Source organism: Palleronia sediminis, assembly GCF_004358695.1.
GTDB classification, from domain to species: domain Bacteria; phylum Pseudomonadota; class Alphaproteobacteria; order Rhodobacterales; family Rhodobacteraceae; genus Palleronia; species Palleronia sediminis.
Genome location: NZ_SNAA01000002.1, coordinates 145,456 through 162,533 on the forward strand (window position 1 = coordinate 145,456; position 17,078 = coordinate 162,533).

Here is a 17,078-nt window from a genome sequence, read left to right on the forward strand (position 1 = left end):
GGTCCGCAAGACTGTTTTTCCCCAATATTCGGTGCCCGGTCTCTAGCAGAGATCCGCGCGACGCCGCAAGCAAAGGGGGGCCCGAACCGGCGAAGCATAAGTCCGGTAATCATGATTATGTTAAATAAACCTGATGCCCCCGAACGCGTCGGCCCCGGATAGCATCACGCCGTTATCCCATGGTTATCATGGCGTTCGCCGCATGGCTGCATCCATCGAACTCTGTTAGATCATCTGCGACGTTCAGCAGAATGGTTCCGCTCATGTCCCGTACCGCCGGCCCTCGCTCCTCCACCACACAGCCGCGCGTCGTGGTGATCGGCGCCGGTGCGGCCGGGTTGAGCGCGGCCGCCGATCTGCGTGCGGCCGGTATCGCGCCGGTGGTGATCGAGAAAAGCCGCGGCATCGGCGGGCGTCTTGCCACGCGGCGGCGCGACGGCGCGCAGTTCGATCACGGGGCGCCATCGGTCTCGGCAGTGTCCGAGGATGGCGCTGCGTGGCTCGATGCCGCCATGCAGTCTGGCCATGCGACCGAATGGGCCGCGGCTGGAGATACCGCGGGGCCGCAGCATGTCGGCCTGCCGGGCGCCAGCGGGCTTTGCCGCGGGTTGGCAGAGGGGCTCGATATTCGCTTTTCGACCGAGGTCGCGACCGCCCGGCGCAAGGATGGTCTCTGGCGGCTCGGCACCTCCGCGGGCGATCTCGTCGCCGAGATGGTAATCGCCGCGATCCCCGCGCCCCAGGCCGACCGGTTGTTCGGCCATCTGGACCGGGTGAGCACGGAGCTTGCCGGAGTCACGATGGCGCCGGCCTGGACGCTGATGGTGCAGTTCGAAGCTGCTTTCGACGCTCCGCCGCCCGATCCGGCGCCGAGCGGCGTATTCTCGGCGATCCTGTGCGACAGCGCCAAGCCGGGGCGCGATGCGCCGGGCTGCTGGGTCGCGCATGCGACGGCCCCGTTCAGTCGGGCGCATCTTGAACGGGATCGCGACGAGATGGCCGGGATGCTCGTGGCGGCGCTGGCCGAGGCGATGGGCCCCCTGCCCCCGACCCGCCTTGCCATGGCGCATCGCTGGCGCTTTGCCCGCACCGACACGGCGGCCGGGTTGCCGGTGCTCGCCTATCCGGATGACGCGCTGTTTCTCGCCGGGGACTGGACGCTCGGCGCGCTGGCCGATCACGCCGTGCAAAGCGGTCGCGCGGCGGCGCGTGCGGCCCTGTCGGTGATGAGCGGGGGTTAGCTCGCCTCTTCGGCCGCGGGCGCGGTGCGGGCGCGGTCGAGTTCCTCGCGGATCTCGCGCTGCACGCCGCCGAACTCCTTGGCGAGGGTCAGGATCCACAGCACCAGCGGGATGGCGATGAACCCCCCGATCGGCCCCCAGAGCCACAAGAAAAATACAAGCGACAGGAACACGACCAGCGGATTGACCGCAAGGCTGCGCCCGATGGCGGTGGGCGTGACGAACTGCGCCTCGATCATGTTGAGGCAGATATAGACCAGCGCGGGCACCAACGAATAGGCGCCGTCGAACACGACCAGCCCCGCCAGCAAAAGCGCCACCCACAAGAGCGCGGGGCCGAGATAGAGCACGAAATTCATCAGCGTGGTCGCCGCCCCCCAGATATAGGGGTTGGGCATCCCGACCGCGATCATCGCCGCCGTGACCGCGAGGCCAAAGCCGAGATTGACCACCGTGATCGTCACGAAATAGCGCGCGACGCGGCGCTCGGCATTGAGCAGCCGCCGCGCAAGCTCGGTCTCGGCGCCCTTGGCCGAGATATGCTGAGCGCACCAGCCATAGATGCGCCGCCGCGTCAGAAGGAAAAAGAACAGCACCCCGGCAAAGGTGATCGTCTGCCCGGCCACCGCCGGCGCGAGAAACAGCGCGTCGGCCGTGCCGGGCATCGCCATGCCGCCGCCTTCGGTGTCGCCGTTGCCGTTGCCCTCGGGCGACAGCACGTCGTTGATGCGCTCCTGCGCGGATTCGAGCCCCTGGAGCACCGATTGCCAGCGCAAAAGGAATGCGCGCAACTCGCCCATGATGGCGGGCCAGGCATCGACCGTCTTTTGCACCACGGGCAAAAGCAGCGCCGCGAGCGTGAAGATCAGCAAAAGCGCCAGGAAAAAGCTGGCGAGCGCGGCGATATAGCCGGGCAGGCCGATCCGTTCGAGCAGGTCGCTGACAGGCGACAGCACGATCCCGATGACCAGCGCGAGCAGCGTGGGGGCGAAAACGCTCTGCGCGAGGCTCATCGCCCCGACAAGCAGGATGACGCCCATGACGATCGTTGCGATCCGGGCCGAGGTCTCGAGGCGATCCGATGCGGTTGACATGCGGCTGAACGCGCAAGACGGCGCCGCGTTCCCGCCCCCGGCGATCTTTGACGCCCCTAGTCCAGCGCATATCCCGCGCCGCGCACGGTGCGGATCGGGTCGCCCGATCCGGCCGCGCTCAGCGACTTGCGCAGGCGCCCGACATGGACATCGACCGTGCGGCTGTCGACATGGATATCGCGCCCCCAGACCCGGTCGAGCAGTTGCTCGCGGCTCCAGACGCGGCCGGGCTTTTCCAGCAGCGTGCCCAGCAGCCGGAACTCGGTCGGGCCAAGCTTGACCGCCACGCCGTCGCGCGTGACGCGATGCGTTTCGGGGTCGAGCGTGATACCGCCATGCGACAGGGTCTCGCCCAGGTCGGCGGGCCGGGCGCGGCGCAACTGCACGCGGACCCGCGCGATCAGCTCGGCCACCGAATAGGGCTTGGTCACGTAGTCGTCGGCCCCGGTCTCGAGCCCGCGCACGCGGTCGGATTCGTCGGTGCGTGCCGAGAGCATGATGATCGGGATGCCCGCGCCGCCCGGCCGCCGCTTGAGCCGTCGGCAGATCTCGATCCCCGACACTCCGGGCAGCATCCAGTCGAGCACGACGAGATCGGGCGCGACCGCGTCGAACAGGTCCAGCGCCTCGTCCCCGGTCTCGGCGCAGGTGACGCCGAACCCCTCGGCCCCTAGGTTGTAGGCGAGGATCTCGCGCTGCGCGGGCTCGTCCTCGACGATCAGCACATGCGGCGCGCGATCCATCCCCCTACCCCTCGAACTGCGCGCTCGACGTGCGGTCGGCCTTGGGCCGGTCATCCGCAGGCAGCGCCCCCTCGACGATATAGATGACCTGATCGGCGATGGAGGTCACGTGGTCGCCCATCCGCTCGATGTTCTTGGCGATGAAATGCAGGTGCATGCAGCCGGTGATGTTGCGCGGATCCTCCATCATGAAGGTCAGGAACTCGCGAAACAGCGCGTTGTACATCTGGTCGACGCTTTCGTCGCGCGCCCGCACGTCGCGGGCGAGGTCGGCGTCGCGCTGGATGTAGGCGTCGAGCACGTCATGCAGCATCTGCTCGACCTCGCGGGCCATGCGGCGGATCGAATGCGACGCGCCATCGACCACGGGCAGGTCCATCAACAGGCCGGTCCGCTTGGCCATGTTCTTGGAGTAATCGCCGATCCGTTCGAGATTGGCCGAGATCTTGATGACGCTCAGCACGGTGCGCATGTCCGACGCGATGGGCTGGCGCATGGCGATGATGCGCGCGGCATCCTCGTTCACCCGATCCTCGAGCGCATCGACGCGCGCATCGGCATCGCGCACCTTCTGGGCCAGCGCCTCGTCGCGCGACACGAGCGAGGTGGTGGCGTTGCGGATCGATTCCTCGACCAGCCCGCCCATCTTCATTGTCAGGGCCTGCAACCCCTCGAGGTCGCGGTCGAATGCCGAAACGATGTGCTTGTGGGTCATGTCTCTATCCAATCCGGCCGGTGATATAGCTCTCGGTCAGTTTCTCGCGCGGGTTGGTGAATATCTCGTCGGTCTTTCCGAACTCCACCAGTGTTCCGAGATGGAAGAACGCCGTTTCCTGGCTGACCCGCGCGGCCTGCTGCATCGAATGGGTTACGATGACGACGGAATAATCCGCCTTGAGCTCGTCGATCAGCTCTTCGACCTGGCCCGTCGCGATGGGGTCGAGCGCCGAGCATGGCTCGTCCATCAGCAGAACCTCGGGCTCGGTGGCGATGGCGCGGGCGATGCAGAGGCGTTGTTGCTGGCCGCCCGACAGGCCCGTGCCCGAGGCGTGGAGCCGGTCCTTGACCTCGTTCCAGATCGCCCCGCGGCGCAGCGCCTTTTCCACGATCTCGTCGAGATCGCCCCGCGACTGCGCGAGCCCGTGGATGCGCGGGCCGTAAGCCACGTTGTCATAGATGGATTTCGGGAACGGGTTGGGCTTTTGAAAGACCATGCCGACCTTGGCACGCAGTTGCACCGGATCGACGCGGCGATCGTGGATGTTCTCGCCATCCAGCGCGATGCCCCCTGTCACGCGGCAATTGTCGATGGTGTCGTTCATGCGGTTGAAACACCTCAGGAAGGTCGATTTCCCGCAGCCCGACGGGCCGATGAAGGCGGTGACGGCCTTGTCGCGGATATCGACCGAGACATCCTTGATGGCATGCGTCTCGCCGTAGAACACATCGACGCCGCGCGCGGCGATCTTGGGTTCGGTCGTGGCCGTGTCGGCGGCTGTGGGGCTGTCTTTCATGGGGATGTCCTTACCAGCGGCGCTCGAACCGGCGGCGCAAGAGCACCGCGGCGATGTTCATGATGGCGAGAAAGACCAGCAACACGATGATCGCCCCGCTGGCCCGTTCGGCAAAGGCGGGATCGGCGCGTTGGGTCCAGTTGTAGATCTGCACCGGCAGGGCCGAGGCCGGGTCGAAAAAGCCCTCGGGCGGGGCGTCGGGATATTCCCCGACAAAGGCCACCATCCCGATCAGCAGCAGCGGCGCGGTCTCGCCCAGGGCCTGCGCCAGCCCGATGATCGTGCCGGTGAGGATACCGGGACCGGCCAGCGGCAGGACGTGGTGGAACACGGTCTGCATCTTCGAGGCGCCAACCCCCAGCGCCGCCGTGCGAATCGAGGGCGGGACCGATTTCAGCGCGGCGCGGGTCGAGATGATGATCGTGGGCAGCGTCATGAGCGTCAGCACAAGACCGCCGACAATGGGCGCCGATTGGGGCAGCCCGACGAAATTGATGAAGATCGCCAGCCCGAGAATGCCGAAGACGATGGACGGTACCGCCGCGAGGTTCGAGATATTCACCTCGATCACGTCGGTGAACCGGTTCTGGGGGGCGAACTCCTCGAGATAGATCGAGGCCGCGACGCCGATGGGCAGCGCGAGAAACAGCACGATCAGCATCATGTAGGCCGAGCCGAGGATCGCCACGCCCAGACCCGCGGCCTCGGGACGCTGGTCCGAGGCATCCGGGCCGGTGACGAAGCCCCAGTTGAACCCGCGCTCGAGCGCGCCCGCCTCGCGCAGCGCCTCGGCAAGACGAAGCTGCGCGACGCTGATCCGGCTGTCGCGTTCGGCGCTTTCGAGCGTGACCTCGTTCTTGAGGAACTGGTCGACGCGGCTTGTCGCGAGAAAGCGAAAGACATAGGTGCCGCCGATGACCTCGGGATTGGCGAGGACATGGTTGCGCACCTGCGCCGGGGCCGATTTCGACAGCAGCGCGGCGGGATCCTCGAGCCCCTCGATGGTGACGCCCAGATCGGCCACGCGCCGCTCCATCGCGGCCTCGATCAGGGGAACATAACCGAATGTGAGGATCTGGGCGATATCGTCGGGGTCGCGCTCTCCCCGCGGATCGAGCGTCTCGGCCGGCAATGCCACCTCGAGCTCGACGGTGGTCTGGGTAAAGGCCGGCAGGCCCTGCGACAGGATCGACACGAGCAGGAGGAACAGCATCGACAGGGCCGCGACGATGGCGGCCAGCCCGTAGGCGCGGAACCGTCTCTCGGCGGCGTTGCGCCTTGCCGTGCGCGGATCGGCCGTCAGGATCGAGCCGTCGGCGCGGGGGGTCGCGTCTTGCGTGGCGTCGGTCATTCGTACTGCTCCCGGTAGCGGCGCACGATGTAGAGCGCGAGGACATTCAGCGCGAGCGTGATGACGAACAGCGTCAGCCCCAGCGCAAAGGACACCAGCGTCTCGGGCGAGGCGAAATTGGTGTCGCCGGTCAACTGGCTCACGATCTTGACGGTCACGGTCGTCATCGCCTCGAACGGGTTGAGGTCGAGTCGCGCCGCCGCCCCCGCCCCCAGCACGACGATCATCGTCTCGCCGATCGCGCGCGACGCGGCCAGCAGGACGGCGCCCACGATCCCCGGCAGGGCCGCCGGCAGCACGACCTGGCGGATCGTTTCGGACCGGGTGGCGCCGAGCCCGAGCGAGCCGTCGCGCATCGCGTCGGGCACGGCCGAGATGATGTCGTCGGACAGCGACGAGACAAAGGGAATGAGCATGATCCCCATCACCAGCCCCGCCGTCATTACCGACGAGGACGAACTGCCCAGTCCCAGCGGCTGCGCGAAATAGTCCCGCAGCGCGGGGCCGACCACCATCAGCGCGAAGAGCCCGTAGACGATGGTCGGGATGCCCGCCAGCACCTCGAGCAGCGGCTTGACCACCGACCGGACCCGCGGCCCGGCATATTCGGCGAGGTAGATCGCCGCGAAAAGCCCGATTGGCACCGCCACGATCAGCGCGATGATCGAAATGTAGAGCGTCCCCCAGAGCAGCGGCAGGATGGCGAGATCCGAGTCGCCCCGGAAATTGGGCGCCCATGTCGTGCCGAAGAAGAACTCGCTCGCGGGATACTGGCGGAAAAAGTTGATCGATTCGAAGAGCATCGACAGCACGATCCCCAGCGTCGTGAGAACCGCGATGCTGGCCGCCGCCAGAAGCGCCCAGCGGATCGCGCGCTCGACGATGTTGCGGGCGCGGCGATGCCGGTCGACCCGCCGCCATGTCAGCCCCGACCCGATCAGCGCGGCGGCCAGCACGGCAAGGGTCATCGCGCGGCGCCCCGCCTCGCGCAGCGCCAGCGTGTCGCGCGCCGCGTCGAGCACCCACGGCTCGACCGACGCCCCGAGCGCGACGCCCGCATCGGCCAGCCGCGCGCGGATCGCATCCGCGCCGTCGGCGTCCAGCGCCGCGATCCCGTCGGCGTCGATCCGGCCGATCGCCCTGAGCTGGGCGAGCCCGGTGGCCAGACGCTCGACCTCGCCCATGGCAAGGTCGCGGGTGCCCGCGGCCTCGACCGCCGTGTCGGGGATGGCGGCCTTGATGCGGGCGTCGATCGCCAGCGGCTCGACGGCGAGCCATGCGAGCAGAAGCGCCAGCGCGGGCACAAGCCCGGCCAGCGCCACGTCGGCCCCGTAATAGGGCGGTCGCGAATGCAGCTTGCGCGTATCGCCGCCCGCATCACGCAGCGCACGTGCGCGGCCCATGACAAAGGCTGCGACCGCGATGGCCGCGAGCGTCGCGAGGATCAGGATGACCGGCATGGCGTGTTCCCGTTACTCCGGCGGATGGATGGGCGCGGCGCGCCCGGCTTTCGCGGCGCTCGTCAGAGCGATTCCTCGGTCTCGATGCGCGCCTGCATGTCACTCAGCGCGGGATCGGGGACCAGCCCGTAATCGGCCAGCGGCCCGCCCGGCCCCGCGACCTGGTCGTGCACGAAGAACGCGGCGAACTCCTTGAGGCCGGGGATCACGCCGATATGGGCGCCCTTGACGTAAAAGAACAGCGGTCGCGACACCGGGTATTCGCCGCTGGCGATGGTCTCGGTCGAGGGCACGACCCCCCCCATCGTGGCGACCCGCAGCTTGTCGGTATTGTTCTCGTAGAAGGACAACCCAAACACGCCCACCGCATCGGGGTTGGCCTCGATCCGGGCCAGCGTCTCGGTATAGTCGCCGTCGATATCCACCGCGCGGCCATCGTCGCGCACCGCCATGCAGGCGGCCTCGGCAGCATCCTCGTCGCCGCCCATGATCGCGGCGATCTCCTCCAGCGCGCTCGACGCCTCGCAGCCATGCAGCAGCACCTTTTCCTCGAACACCTCGCGCGTGCCGTGCTTGGTGCCCGGAATGAAGGCCGTGATCGGCACATCGGGCAGACGGGCGTCGATCTCGGACCAGCGCGTATAGGGGTTGGGCACGAGCGTCCCGTCCCGCGGCAGCTCGGCCGCCATCGCGCGATACCATTGCGCCGCCTCGAAATCGGCGAAATCGGGGCCGTCGGTCTGGCTGGCAAAAACGATCCCGTCATAGCCCAGCCGCACCTCGATGATGTCGGTGACGCCGTTCTCGATGCAGACGGCACGCTCGCTCTCGCGCATGGGGCGCGAGGAGTTGGCGATATCGACAGTCGTCTCGCCCAGGCCCTGGCAGAACAGCTTGAGCCCGGCCGACGACCCGCCCGCCTGGATGATCGGGGTGGGAAAATCGAAGTTCTCGCCGAAATACTCGGCCGCGATATTGGCATAGGGCAACACGGTCGACGACCCGGCGACCTGCACCTGTTCGCGCCCCTGCGCGACTGCCGCGCCGGTGGCCAGAGCGGCCAGCGCAATGGCCGGGGCGATGATCCTGAGCGTCGGCATCCAAGCCTCCTGTTTGGCGATGGGCGGGCCCTGCCCCGTCTGTTAGCCGAGTCGCGCCACGCTTTTGCAACAGGCGTGTAACGGTTTCATGACAAATCCACGCCCGAACCACCTTCCGCCCGTTTCGCGGGGAGCAGGACGGTGACGCGCGTTCCCTCACCGGGCGTCGAGGCAAAGACCAGCCGCCCCCTGTGGCGCGACACGATATGCTTGACGATGGCGAGCCCCAGCCCCGTTCCGCCAACATCGCGCGCACGGTGGCTGTCCACGCGGTAGAACCGTTCGGTCAGGCGCGGCAGGTGCCGCGCCTCGATTCCGCGGCCGTCATCGCACACCTCAACGCGGTAGCCCGGCCCCCCGAGGGGCGCGGCGCGATCCTCGGCGGCAAGCGAGACCGTGACCGAACGCGCACCGTATTTTACCGCGTTCTCCACCAGGTTCGCAAAGACCTGTCTGAGCTGGTCGGCATCGCCCGTGACGGGCTGCGGCCCGTCGGGCAGGTCGAGCCCGAGATCGACCTCGGCCGCCGCCGCGCCGTCCTCCATCATGCGCAGCACCGCGCGGATCACCTCGGCCAGATCGGTGACGCCCGCGGGCATGTCGGCCTCGCCCTCCTCGAGCCGCGAGAGCGACAGCAGGTCGTCGACCAGCCGCGCCATGCGCCGTGTCTCGGTCTCCATGATACCGAGGAAACGTTCGCGCGCCTCCGGGTCGTCGCGGGCCGGGCCGCGCAGCGTCTCGACGAACCCCGCGATGGCGGTCAGCGGGGTCTTGAGCTCGTGGCTGACATTCGCCACGAAATCGCGCCGCACGCGCCCCGCCGCGTCCGAGGCGGTGCGGTCCTCGAATGTCACGAGAACGCCGCCGCCCGCGCGCGCGACATGGGCGATCCAGGTCGTCTCGACCCCGGCCCCGCGCCCGAGATAGCGCGCGGTCGCCGCCGGAGCGCCCGCCTCGACCGTCTCGATCGCGTCCAGCAGCGCCGGCTGGCGCAGTGCCACGCCGTAATGCCGCCCCGTCATCTGCCGCCCCAGCAGGCTGTGCGCATCCCGGTTCGCGGCCTCGATCCGCCGCGTGGCCCCGATCAGCAGCGCCGGCCATGGCAAGGCGCCGAGCAGGGCCGCGGGACCGGGTGCGGCCATCCGATCAGCCCGCGCCGCGCGCGGCCGACACCGCCCGCGCAAAGGTCTCGCCGATGATCTCGAAGGGCTCGACCCCGACCGAGACGCGGAACGTCCCCTCGCCGATGCCCAGCGCCCTGCGCGCCTCGGGCGACAGGGCGCGATGGCTCGAGGTGGCAGGATGGCTCAGCGTCGTGGCCACGTCGCCCAGCGTCGGCGCAAAGGCCAGCCCCTCGGCCGCGCGCACCAGCGCGTTGGCGGCGGCGCGGCTGTCGTCCACGTCGAACGTCACCATGTTGCCCGTCCGGGCGCCGAGCAGTTGCCGCGCCCGGCCGGCGTCGGGGTGATCGGGTCGGCCGGGATAAAGCACCCGCCGCACACCTTGCGTTTCGGCCAGCATGTCGGCCAAGGCGCGCGCGTTCTCTTCGGCCCGGTCATAGCGCAGGTCGAAGGTATAGAGCCCCCGCTCGGCCAGCCAGCAATCGAAGGGGCTCGGCGTCAGGCCCATGGTCACGGCCAGCACCCGCATCCGCTCGGCAAGTACGGTATCGCGCGCCGCGGCCCAGCCCAGCGTGACGTCGGAATGGCCCGCCATCAGTTTCGTCACAGAATGCAGCACCACGTCCGCGCCATGCTCGAAGGGGTGGATCGCGCGCGGCGTGGTAAAGGTATTGTCGACGATCAGGGCAATGCCGCGCGCCTTTGCCAACTCGGCGATGGCATCGAGATCGGCGATCCGCAGACCGGGGTTCGACACGACCTCGATCAGGATCGCCCGCGTTTCGGGGCGAAGTGCGGCCGCAACCGCCCCGGCATCCGTCGCGTCGACGGTCGAGGCGGCGATGCCGAGCCGCGGCAGCTCGTCCGAAAACAGCCGCAGCGAACGGCCGTAAAGCTGGTTGCCCCCCAGCACGTGATCCCCCGATTTCGCGAGGGCGAGCAAGGCCAGCGTGACGGCGGCCATGCCCGATCCGGTGACGATCCCGTCCGTGCAGCCCTCCATCGCGTTGATCTTGGCGCCCAGAACGGCGGCGTTGGGATGGCCCTCGCGGGCATAGGTGAACCCCTCGGCGCGGCCCTCGTAAAGCGCGTCCAGCGCGTCGGGGCTCTCGGCGCCATAAACCACCGAGGGCTGCAACGGCGTGCCGAGCGCGCGTTCGGTGCCCGCGGGCCAGGGCGTGCGTCGCACGGTGGTCATGCTGCGATCTCCTTTCGGGCGGGGCCGGGCCGCGTGGCGGTCATGTGCGGTCCTCGAACTCGGCATCCAGATGGCGGACCGTCTCGACCAGTCCGGGCTGCTGCTTGCGGCGCAGGCGTTCGGCCGCGATGATGGTTTTCAGGCGGTCCTCGGTCTCGTCGAGATCGTCGTTGACGAGGACATAGTCGTATTCCTGCCAATGGCTGATCTCGTCGCGGCTTTTCTGCATCCGGCGCGCGATGATCTCGGCGCTGTCCTGTCCGCGCTCGACCAACCGCCGCTCGAGCTCGGCGATGGAGGGCGGCAGGATGAACAGCGACAGCGTGTGTTTGCCGAGCGCCGATTCCCGGATCTGCTGGCCACCCTGCCAATCGACGTCGAACAGCACGTCGCGCCCCTGCGCGATGGCCCGTTCGACCGGGGCCGCGGGCGATCCGTAGAGGTTGCCGAACACCTCGGCATGTTCCAGCATCTCGCCGCGCGCGACCATGCCCTCGAACCCCGAGCGGTTGAGGAAGTAATATTCGCGCCCCTCGATCTCGCCCTCGCGCGGGGGGCGGGTCGTGGCCGAGACCGAGAATGTCAGCGCCGGATCCCAGGCCATCAGGCGCCGCGCCAGCGTGGATTTTCCCGCGCCCGAGGGCGAGCTGAGAATGATGAGAAGTCCGCGGCGCACCTGCTGCCCGGTCATGAATTACTCCACGTTCTGAACCTGCTCGCGCATCTGGTCGATGGCATATTTGAGGTCAAGGCCGATCCGGGTCAGGGTTTCGGACTGTGACTTGGCGCAGAGCGTGTTGGCCTCGCGGTTGAACTCCTGCGTCAGGAAGTCGAGCTTGCGCCCCACGGGCCCCTCGCCGGCGAGCAGGTTGCGCGCGGCCTCGACATGCGCGCCCAGCCTTTCGAGCTCTTCGGTCACGTCGGATTTGACGGCGATCAGGGCAAGCTCCTGCGCGAGCCGGTCGGGATCGGCGGCCACCTCGGGCGCGATCCGGTCGAGCGCGGCGCGCAGGGCGCGGCGCTGATCCTCGGCCCGGTCGGCGGCCGCGTTGCGGGCACGGGCGGTCAGGTCGGCCACCTCGTCGATGCGCGCCGCCAGCAGGGCCGCCGTGGCCGCACCCTCGGCGTCGCGCATGGCGAGAAAGGCGGGCAACAGCGCCTCGTCGAACTGGCGCAGCAGCGCCGCGCCCAGCTCGCCCGTCTCGTCCCGTGCGGGTGCGGCATCGTCGGTCCGGACCGAAAGCACCTGCGCGGCCGAGGACGGGGCCAGCCCGTGCCCGCGCGCGGCGGCCAGCGCCTCGAGCGCCATCACCGCGTCGAGCGCCCGTTCCATCGCGCCGCCCTCGGGTCCGGCCGCGGTCCGCGTCACCCGCAGGCCCAGCGTGACATTGCCGCGCGAGAGCGCCTTTTGCAGCCGCGCACGCAGCGCCGCCTCGAGCCCGTCGATCCAGTCGGGCAGCCGCAACCGCAGGTCGAGCCCGCGCCCGTTGACCGAACGCAGGTCCCACGACCACGTCCAGGGCCCGTATTCGCCGGTCGCGGCCGCGAAGGCGGTCATGGATCGCGTCATGCGTTAACCTTTCATTCAAATTGAAGCGGATTTTCGACAGCTGCCATAGTATGACCGTATTCAGGGCCGCAATGGGGCGAAACCGCGTCAGCCCGGACATAGTCCGGCCATGTTAGCGCCGCCCCCGAAGCTGGAGGGATCGAGATGGTATCGGACAAGGTCGTTTTCCTCGGATCGCACAAGACGGCAGGGCAGACCGATCCGCTTGCGGCGCTGGATGCGTGGTGGCGCGGGCTGTGCAAGGGGCGCATCATGCCCCTGCGCGACGAGGTCGATCCCGCCGCGCTCTCGCGCAATCTCGACCGGGTATGCCTGATCGAACGGATCGCGCCGCGGCAGGCGCGGTTCCGGCTCGCCGGGCAGAACCTCGCGGCGATCCTCGGGATGGACCTGCGCGGAATGCCGGTGTCGTGTCTGTTCGAGCCATCGGCGCGCGCTGCGCTCGGCGACGCGCTGGCGGTGCTCTTCGACGAGCCCGCGCGAACCGAACTGCGGCTGAGCGAACCGCCCTCGGCCTTTCGCACGCCCGTGACCGCGCGGCTTCTGCTTTTGCCGTTGCGCGGGCGCAGCGGCGAGCCCGACCGCGCCATCGGCCTGCTCGACCCCGGTGCCGCGACCGTGACGCAACGGCTGAGGATCGAGGGCGCCGATCACCGCACGCTGATCGGCTGCGCCACGCGCCCCGACCCGGTCGACGCACCCTTTGCCGCCGTGGAAAAGGCGCGCAGCATCGCCGCCCGGCGCGCGGGATTCCGCGTGGTGGACTGAACCGGCCCGGTCCCGCGTCGGGCCCGGGCCGTGACGTCAGATCGCGGCGGCGACCTTGGTGCCGTGCACCTCGCGCAGCTCGTCCGCCACGAGGAACGCAAGCTCGAGCGCCTGGCTTGCATTGAGACGCGGGTCACAGGCCGTGTGGTAGCGATCCGACAGATCCTCGTCGCGCAGGGCATGCAGCCCGCCGGTGCATTCCGTGACATCCTTGCCGGTCATCTCGAAATGCACGCCGCCGGGGATGGTGCCCTCGGCGCGGTGGACGGCAAAGAACTCCTGCACCTCGCGCAGCACCGAATCGAACGGGCGGGTCTTGTAGCCCGTCGCGCTCTTGATCGTGTTGCCGTGCATGGGATCGCAGGACCAAACGACGCGCGCGCCCTCTTCCTCGACCGCCCGGATGAGACGCGGCAGGTGGTCGCCGACCTTGCCCGCCCCGAACCGCGCGATCAGCGTCAGGCGTCCCGCCTCGTTCGCGGGGTTCAGCCGTTCCATCAACCGCTTGAGATCGTCCGAGGTGATCGAGGGGCCGCATTTCAGCCCGATGGGGTTCGAGATGCCGCGGCAGAACTCGACATGGGCGCCGTCGGGCTGGCGCGTCCGGTCGCCGATCCAGACAAGATGCCCCGACCCCGCGATGGTCTGGCCCGAGGTCGAATCCACCCGCGTCAACGCCTCTTCGTATTCGAGCAGAAGCGCCTCGTGGCTGGTATAGAACTCGACCGTCGACAGCTCGGCATTGCGGTCGGCGGTGATGCCCGCGGCCGTGATGAAGTCGAGCGTATCCTGAATCCGGTTCGCGATATCGCGATATTTCCCGGCCTCGTCGGCATCGGTAAAGCCCAGCGTCCAGGCATGGACGCGGTGGACGTCGGCGAAACCGCCGGTCGAGAACGCGCGCAGCAGGTTCAGCGTCGCCGCGGCCTGCGTATAGGCCTCGAGCATCCGGTTGGGATCGGGGACGCGCGAATCCTCGGTGAAGTCGAAACCGTTGATGATGTCGCCCCTGTAGGACGGCAACTCGACCCCGTTCGCGGTTTCGGTCGCGGCCGAGCGCGGCTTGGCGAACTGCCCCGCCATGCGCCCCACCTTTACCGTGGGCACCTTGGCGCCATAGGTCAGCACCATCGCCATCTGGAGCATGACCTTGAACGTGTCGCGGATCGTGTCGGCCGAGAACTCGGCGAAACTTTCGGCGCAATCGCCGCCCTGCAACAGGAACGCCTCGCCCCGGCTGACGGCGGCGAGGTGCGATTTCAGCCGCCGCGCCTCGCCCGCAAAGACCAGCGGCGGAAACCGCGACAGGCGCTGTTCGACGGCGCGCAGGGCATCGGCGTCGGTATAGTCGGGCATCTGAACCCGCTCGCGCGTGCGCCAGGTCGATTTTTGCCAGTCGGACATAACGAAACCCCTTCAAACGGTCGCCGGGTCGCAGATATACCGGCCTCAGGGCGGAACGCAAACCTCGATCCGCCATCCGCCCGTCTTGCGCCGGTGTGCCAAACGCGGCAGCGTCCCTCGGGTTATCGCAAGGAGACCGACATGGCGGAGCGTGACCGATCCTCGACCGGCACCCCGCAGCACGTCACCTTTCTGTTGCTTGAGCGGTTCACGCTGCTCAGTTTCGCCTGCGCGCTGGAATGCCTGCGCCTGGCCAACCGTTCGGCGGGGCGAACGCTTTATACCTGGTCCGTCACCGGCGACGGCGGCGACCGGATCGCCTGTTCGGCGGGTATGTCCTTTGCGCTCGACGACGATCTCGCCGAGACGCCGCGCGATGCGCTGATCCTCGTTTGCGGCGGGCTCGACGTCGCGGCGGCCGGCAGCAAGCGGGTTCTGAACTGGCTGCGCCGCGAGGCGCGGCGCGGGGCCACGGTGGGCGGGCTTTGCACCGCCGCCCATACGCTGGCGCGCGCCGGTCTGCTGGACGGGCGCCGCGCCGCGATCCACTGGGAAAACCACGACGGGTTCACCGAGGATTTTCCCGAGATCGAACTGACCAAGTCGATCTATGCCATCGACGGGCCGCGCATGACGGCCGCGGGCGGAACGTCATCCATCGACATGATGCTGAAACTGATCGCGCGGGCCCATGGCGAAGATCTGGCCAATGCCGTGGCCGATCAGCTCATCTATTCCACCATCCGCAGCGCCGAGGACAACCAGCGCCTCTCGACCCTGACCCGGATCGGCGTGCGCCATCCAAAGCTCGCCACCGTCATCCAGAAGATGGAATCCCAGATCGAGGACCCGGTGAGCCCGGCCGAACTGGCAAGGATGGTGAACATGAGCACCCGCCAGCTCGAGCGACTGTTCCGCCGTTACGTGAACCGCTCGCCCAAGCGCTATTACATGGAACTGCGCCTGCAACGCGCGCGCAACCTGCTTATGCAGACCGATATGAGCGTCATCAACGTGGCACTGGCTTCGGGCTTTGCTTCGGCCTCGCATTTCTCGAAATGCTACCGCGCGCATTACGACACGACCCCCTATCGCGAGCGCGGATCGAAAGGCGACGGGCCGCTCGAAGACGCGGCAGCGGAGGGCGAGACATGAGGCGGCCCGGATGATTTTCGCGTCATCCGGGCCTTCTCAGCGACAGTCTGCGTGCGGATCGCGCCGGTCGGGACAGTACCGGCAAACCCACGGGGAGTTGGGCGTATCCGCACCGGGAGGGGTGCGGCCACGTTCGACCGCCGCATGATGAACTGTCTGAGGCGTGAACCCCCGATGCCCCGTTCGGTTCCGGCAGGGCGGTTGTTTTTTGCAAGGCGTCGCGGACGCGGATGGATCGGGGCGGAAACAACGGGAAAGGGCATGGCATGACCGACCGTCTTTGCGTGGCGATCCTCGCCGCCGGGGCCTCGCGCCGGATGCGCGGGCGCGACAAGCTGCTCGAGCCGGTCGATGGCGTGCCGATCCTGCGCAAGACGGCGTTGCGGGCGCTGGCATTGGGCCTGCCGGTCACGATCACCCTGCCCCCGGATGCGCCACGCCGCGCCGCCGCGCTCGACGGGTTGCCGGTCGAGCGCCGGATCGTCGCGGCCGCGCATGAGGGAATGTCGGCCTCGTTGCGGGTGCTGTCGGGATATGGCGGGCCGATGATGATCGTCCTCGCCGACATGCCCGAAATCGGCGTGGCCGAGATGGCGGCGCTGGTCTCGGCCTTCGACAAGGCGGGCGGCACCCGCCCCGTGCGCGCCGCGACCGAGACCGGGCGCGCCGGTCAGCCGGTGGTGTTTCCCGCGCGTCTCGTCACGCGGTTCGCGACGCTCACAGGGGATATGGGCGCAAGGCAATTGCTTGAGGGCGAAGAGGTCGTGTCGGTCCCCCTGCCCGGCGACCGCGCGATCCTCGATCTCGACACGCCCGAGGCTTGGGAGGCCTGGCGCGCGCGGCGCCCCTGAGGCCTCAGACCGTGCCGATCTTGTGCATGTCCCGCACATAAAGCCACAGCGCCACGGCAAAGGCGGCCGAACCCCAGAGCACGATCAGCCCCAGCCATCCCGCAAGCTCGAACAGGCTCGGGTCGGGAAAAACGGTGAACCAAGCGGCCGTCACGATGGCGGCGATCGCCGACACGCTGAGCACGAAGGGCGCGATCCCGACGCGGAATATCGCCAGCACGACCCCCAGAAGTCCCGCCCAGGCCGTGACCGCCCAAAGCGCATCGACCCAATCCGGCATGGTCTGGACGAACCCCTGCTGCCGTTCGGTCATCAGCTTCAGCCAGGGTTCCCAGTCGTATTGGGTGGCGGTGTAATCGGCGGTGCTGATGAGGTGCCAGACCAGGGCAAGGGTCAGGATCGGCCAGAAATGCCAGGGGGTGGGCGTCATGGGATCCTCGAGGGTTGAACGCGATTGGCCGCAATCTGCCCTGTCGCGCTCCTGCCGTCCAGAGCCGACGGCGCGGCT

General features: G+C 68.4%; 17 protein-coding genes. 4 read left to right on the forward strand and 13 right to left on the reverse strand.

Annotated features, from left to right (window positions below):
* The first annotated feature begins 263 nt into the window (after positions 1–263).
* Complete coding sequence (locus tag E2L08_RS02950; RefSeq protein ID WP_168771034.1) at positions 264–1,241, forward strand: NAD(P)/FAD-dependent oxidoreductase; 978 nt, start codon at positions 264–266, stop codon at positions 1,239–1,241.
* On the opposite strand, the gene E2L08_RS02955 is transcribed toward E2L08_RS02950, so the two are convergent.
* From E2L08_RS02955 to E2L08_RS03005, 11 genes are all read right to left on the reverse strand, one after another.
* Positions 1,238–2,335 (reverse strand): AI-2E family transporter, encoded by a 1,098-nt coding sequence (locus tag E2L08_RS02955; protein ID WP_133395573.1) that lies wholly within the window; start codon positions 2,333–2,335, stop codon positions 1,238–1,240. The genes E2L08_RS02950 and E2L08_RS02955 overlap by 4 nt on opposite strands.
* Before the next feature lie 56 nt (positions 2,336–2,391).
* Entirely contained in the window at positions 2,392–3,078 is a 687-nt protein-coding gene (gene phoB, locus E2L08_RS02960; RefSeq protein WP_133395574.1) for a phosphate regulon transcriptional regulator PhoB, read from the reverse strand.
* 4 nt (positions 3,079–3,082) lie between these two features.
* On the reverse strand, positions 3,083–3,793 hold the full coding sequence (gene phoU, locus E2L08_RS02965) for a phosphate signaling complex protein PhoU (RefSeq protein WP_133395575.1): 711 nt from the start codon (positions 3,791–3,793) through the stop codon (positions 3,083–3,085).
* A 4-nt stretch (positions 3,794–3,797) separates the two neighbouring features.
* Positions 3,798–4,592 (reverse strand): phosphate ABC transporter ATP-binding protein PstB, encoded by a 795-nt coding sequence (gene pstB, locus E2L08_RS02970; RefSeq protein WP_133395576.1) that lies wholly within the window; start codon positions 4,590–4,592, stop codon positions 3,798–3,800.
* A gap of 10 nt (positions 4,593–4,602) precedes the next feature.
* Complete coding sequence (gene pstA, locus E2L08_RS02975) at positions 4,603–5,943, reverse strand: phosphate ABC transporter permease PstA (RefSeq protein WP_133395577.1); 1,341 nt, start codon at positions 5,941–5,943, stop codon at positions 4,603–4,605.
* The gene (gene pstC / locus E2L08_RS02980; RefSeq protein WP_133395578.1) at positions 5,940–7,403 is read right to left on the reverse strand and encodes a phosphate ABC transporter permease subunit PstC; all 1,464 of its coding nucleotides are present in this window, start codon (positions 7,401–7,403) and stop codon (positions 5,940–5,942) included. The genes pstA and pstC overlap by 4 nt, the downstream gene beginning before the upstream one ends.
* 62 nt (positions 7,404–7,465) lie before the next feature.
* Positions 7,466–8,503 carry a substrate-binding domain-containing protein gene (locus tag E2L08_RS02985; RefSeq protein WP_133395579.1) on the reverse strand — a complete coding sequence of 346 codons (1,038 nt, stop codon included), beginning with the start codon at positions 8,501–8,503 and terminating at the stop codon, positions 7,466–7,468.
* An 86-nt stretch (positions 8,504–8,589) separates the two neighbouring features.
* Positions 8,590–9,645, reverse strand: coding sequence for a sensor histidine kinase (locus E2L08_RS02990; protein WP_133395580.1), 1,056 nt, complete (start codon positions 9,643–9,645; stop codon positions 8,590–8,592).
* A gap of 4 nt (positions 9,646–9,649) precedes the next feature.
* Positions 9,650–10,822: a trans-sulfuration enzyme family protein gene (locus E2L08_RS02995; RefSeq protein WP_133395581.1), complete on the reverse strand. Its 1,173-nt coding sequence runs from the start codon at positions 10,820–10,822 to the stop codon at positions 9,650–9,652.
* Between the two features lie 40 nt (positions 10,823–10,862).
* On the reverse strand, positions 10,863–11,513 hold the full coding sequence (gene gmk / locus E2L08_RS03000) for a guanylate kinase (protein WP_133395582.1): 651 nt from the start codon (positions 11,511–11,513) through the stop codon (positions 10,863–10,865).
* Positions 11,514–11,516: 3 nt separating this feature from the next.
* Positions 11,517–12,380 carry a YicC/YloC family endoribonuclease gene (locus E2L08_RS03005; protein WP_240758024.1) on the reverse strand — a complete coding sequence of 288 codons (864 nt, stop codon included), beginning with the start codon at positions 12,378–12,380 and terminating at the stop codon, positions 11,517–11,519.
* A 156-nt stretch (positions 12,381–12,536) separates the two neighbouring features.
* On the opposite strand from E2L08_RS03005, the gene E2L08_RS03010 reads away from it, so the two are divergent.
* A complete protein-coding gene (locus E2L08_RS03010; protein ID WP_133395584.1) occupies positions 12,537–13,160 on the forward strand; it encodes a PAS domain-containing protein in 624 nt (207 codons plus the stop codon).
* A 36-nt stretch (positions 13,161–13,196) separates the two neighbouring features.
* Here the strand turns inward: E2L08_RS03010 and E2L08_RS03015 are convergent, their stop codons facing one another.
* Entirely contained in the window at positions 13,197–14,564 is a 1,368-nt protein-coding gene (locus E2L08_RS03015; protein WP_133395585.1) for a class II 3-deoxy-7-phosphoheptulonate synthase, read from the reverse strand.
* Positions 14,565–14,705: 141 nt separating this feature from the next.
* Here E2L08_RS03015 and E2L08_RS03020 point away from each other — a divergent pair, with 141 nt between their 5' ends.
* Together E2L08_RS03020 and E2L08_RS03025 are read left to right on the forward strand one after the other, a co-directional pair.
* Entirely contained in the window at positions 14,706–15,719 is a 1,014-nt protein-coding gene (locus tag E2L08_RS03020) for a GlxA family transcriptional regulator (RefSeq protein ID WP_133395586.1), read from the forward strand.
* A 266-nt stretch (positions 15,720–15,985) separates the two neighbouring features.
* Positions 15,986–16,570 carry a nucleotidyltransferase family protein gene (locus tag E2L08_RS03025; RefSeq protein WP_133395587.1) on the forward strand — a complete coding sequence of 195 codons (585 nt, stop codon included), beginning with the start codon at positions 15,986–15,988 and terminating at the stop codon, positions 16,568–16,570.
* A 4-nt stretch (positions 16,571–16,574) separates the two neighbouring features.
* Here the strand turns inward: E2L08_RS03025 and E2L08_RS03030 are convergent, their stop codons facing one another.
* Positions 16,575–17,000, reverse strand: a complete 426-nt coding sequence (locus tag E2L08_RS03030) for a hypothetical protein (protein WP_133395588.1) — start codon at positions 16,998–17,000, stop codon at positions 16,575–16,577.
* Positions 17,001–17,078: the final 78 nt, after the last annotated feature.

Excerpts from the sequence above, each read along its gene's own strand:
- E2L08_RS02990 (WP_133395580.1), bottom strand. The coding sequence starts at position 9,645 with ATGGCCGCACCCGGTCCCGCGGCCCTGCTCGGCGCCTTGCCATGGCCG.
- E2L08_RS02955 (WP_133395573.1), bottom strand. The coding sequence starts at position 2,335 with ATGTCAACCGCATCGGATCGCCTCGAGACCTCGGCCCGGATCGCAACG.
- gmk (WP_133395582.1), bottom strand. The coding sequence starts at position 11,513 with ATGACCGGGCAGCAGGTGCGCCGCGGACTTCTCATCATTCTCAGCTCG.
- pstC (WP_133395578.1), bottom strand. The coding sequence starts at position 7,403 with ATGCCGGTCATCCTGATCCTCGCGACGCTCGCGGCCATCGCGGTCGCA.
- E2L08_RS03005 (WP_240758024.1), bottom strand. The coding sequence starts at position 12,380 with ATGACCGCCTTCGCGGCCGCGACCGGCGAATACGGGCCCTGGACGTGG.
- E2L08_RS03010 (WP_133395584.1), top strand. The coding sequence starts at position 12,537 with ATGGTATCGGACAAGGTCGTTTTCCTCGGATCGCACAAGACGGCAGGG.
- E2L08_RS02950 (WP_168771034.1), top strand. The coding sequence starts at position 264 with ATGTCCCGTACCGCCGGCCCTCGCTCCTCCACCACACAGCCGCGCGTC.
- phoU (WP_133395575.1), bottom strand. The coding sequence starts at position 3,793 with ATGACCCACAAGCACATCGTTTCGGCATTCGACCGCGACCTCGAGGGG.
- E2L08_RS02985 (WP_133395579.1), bottom strand. The coding sequence starts at position 8,503 with ATGCCGACGCTCAGGATCATCGCCCCGGCCATTGCGCTGGCCGCTCTG.
- pstB (WP_133395576.1), bottom strand. The coding sequence starts at position 4,592 with ATGAAAGACAGCCCCACAGCCGCCGACACGGCCACGACCGAACCCAAG.
- E2L08_RS02995 (WP_133395581.1), bottom strand. The coding sequence starts at position 10,822 with ATGACCACCGTGCGACGCACGCCCTGGCCCGCGGGCACCGAACGCGCG.
- phoB (WP_133395574.1), bottom strand. The coding sequence starts at position 3,078 with ATGGATCGCGCGCCGCATGTGCTGATCGTCGAGGACGAGCCCGCGCAG.
- E2L08_RS03020 (WP_133395586.1), top strand. The coding sequence starts at position 14,706 with ATGGCGGAGCGTGACCGATCCTCGACCGGCACCCCGCAGCACGTCACC.
- E2L08_RS03025 (WP_133395587.1), top strand. The coding sequence starts at position 15,986 with ATGACCGACCGTCTTTGCGTGGCGATCCTCGCCGCCGGGGCCTCGCGC.
- pstA (WP_133395577.1), bottom strand. The coding sequence starts at position 5,943 with ATGACCGACGCCACGCAAGACGCGACCCCCCGCGCCGACGGCTCGATC.
- E2L08_RS03030 (WP_133395588.1), bottom strand. The coding sequence starts at position 17,000 with ATGACGCCCACCCCCTGGCATTTCTGGCCGATCCTGACCCTTGCCCTG.
- E2L08_RS03015 (WP_133395585.1), bottom strand. The coding sequence starts at position 14,564 with ATGTCCGACTGGCAAAAATCGACCTGGCGCACGCGCGAGCGGGTTCAG.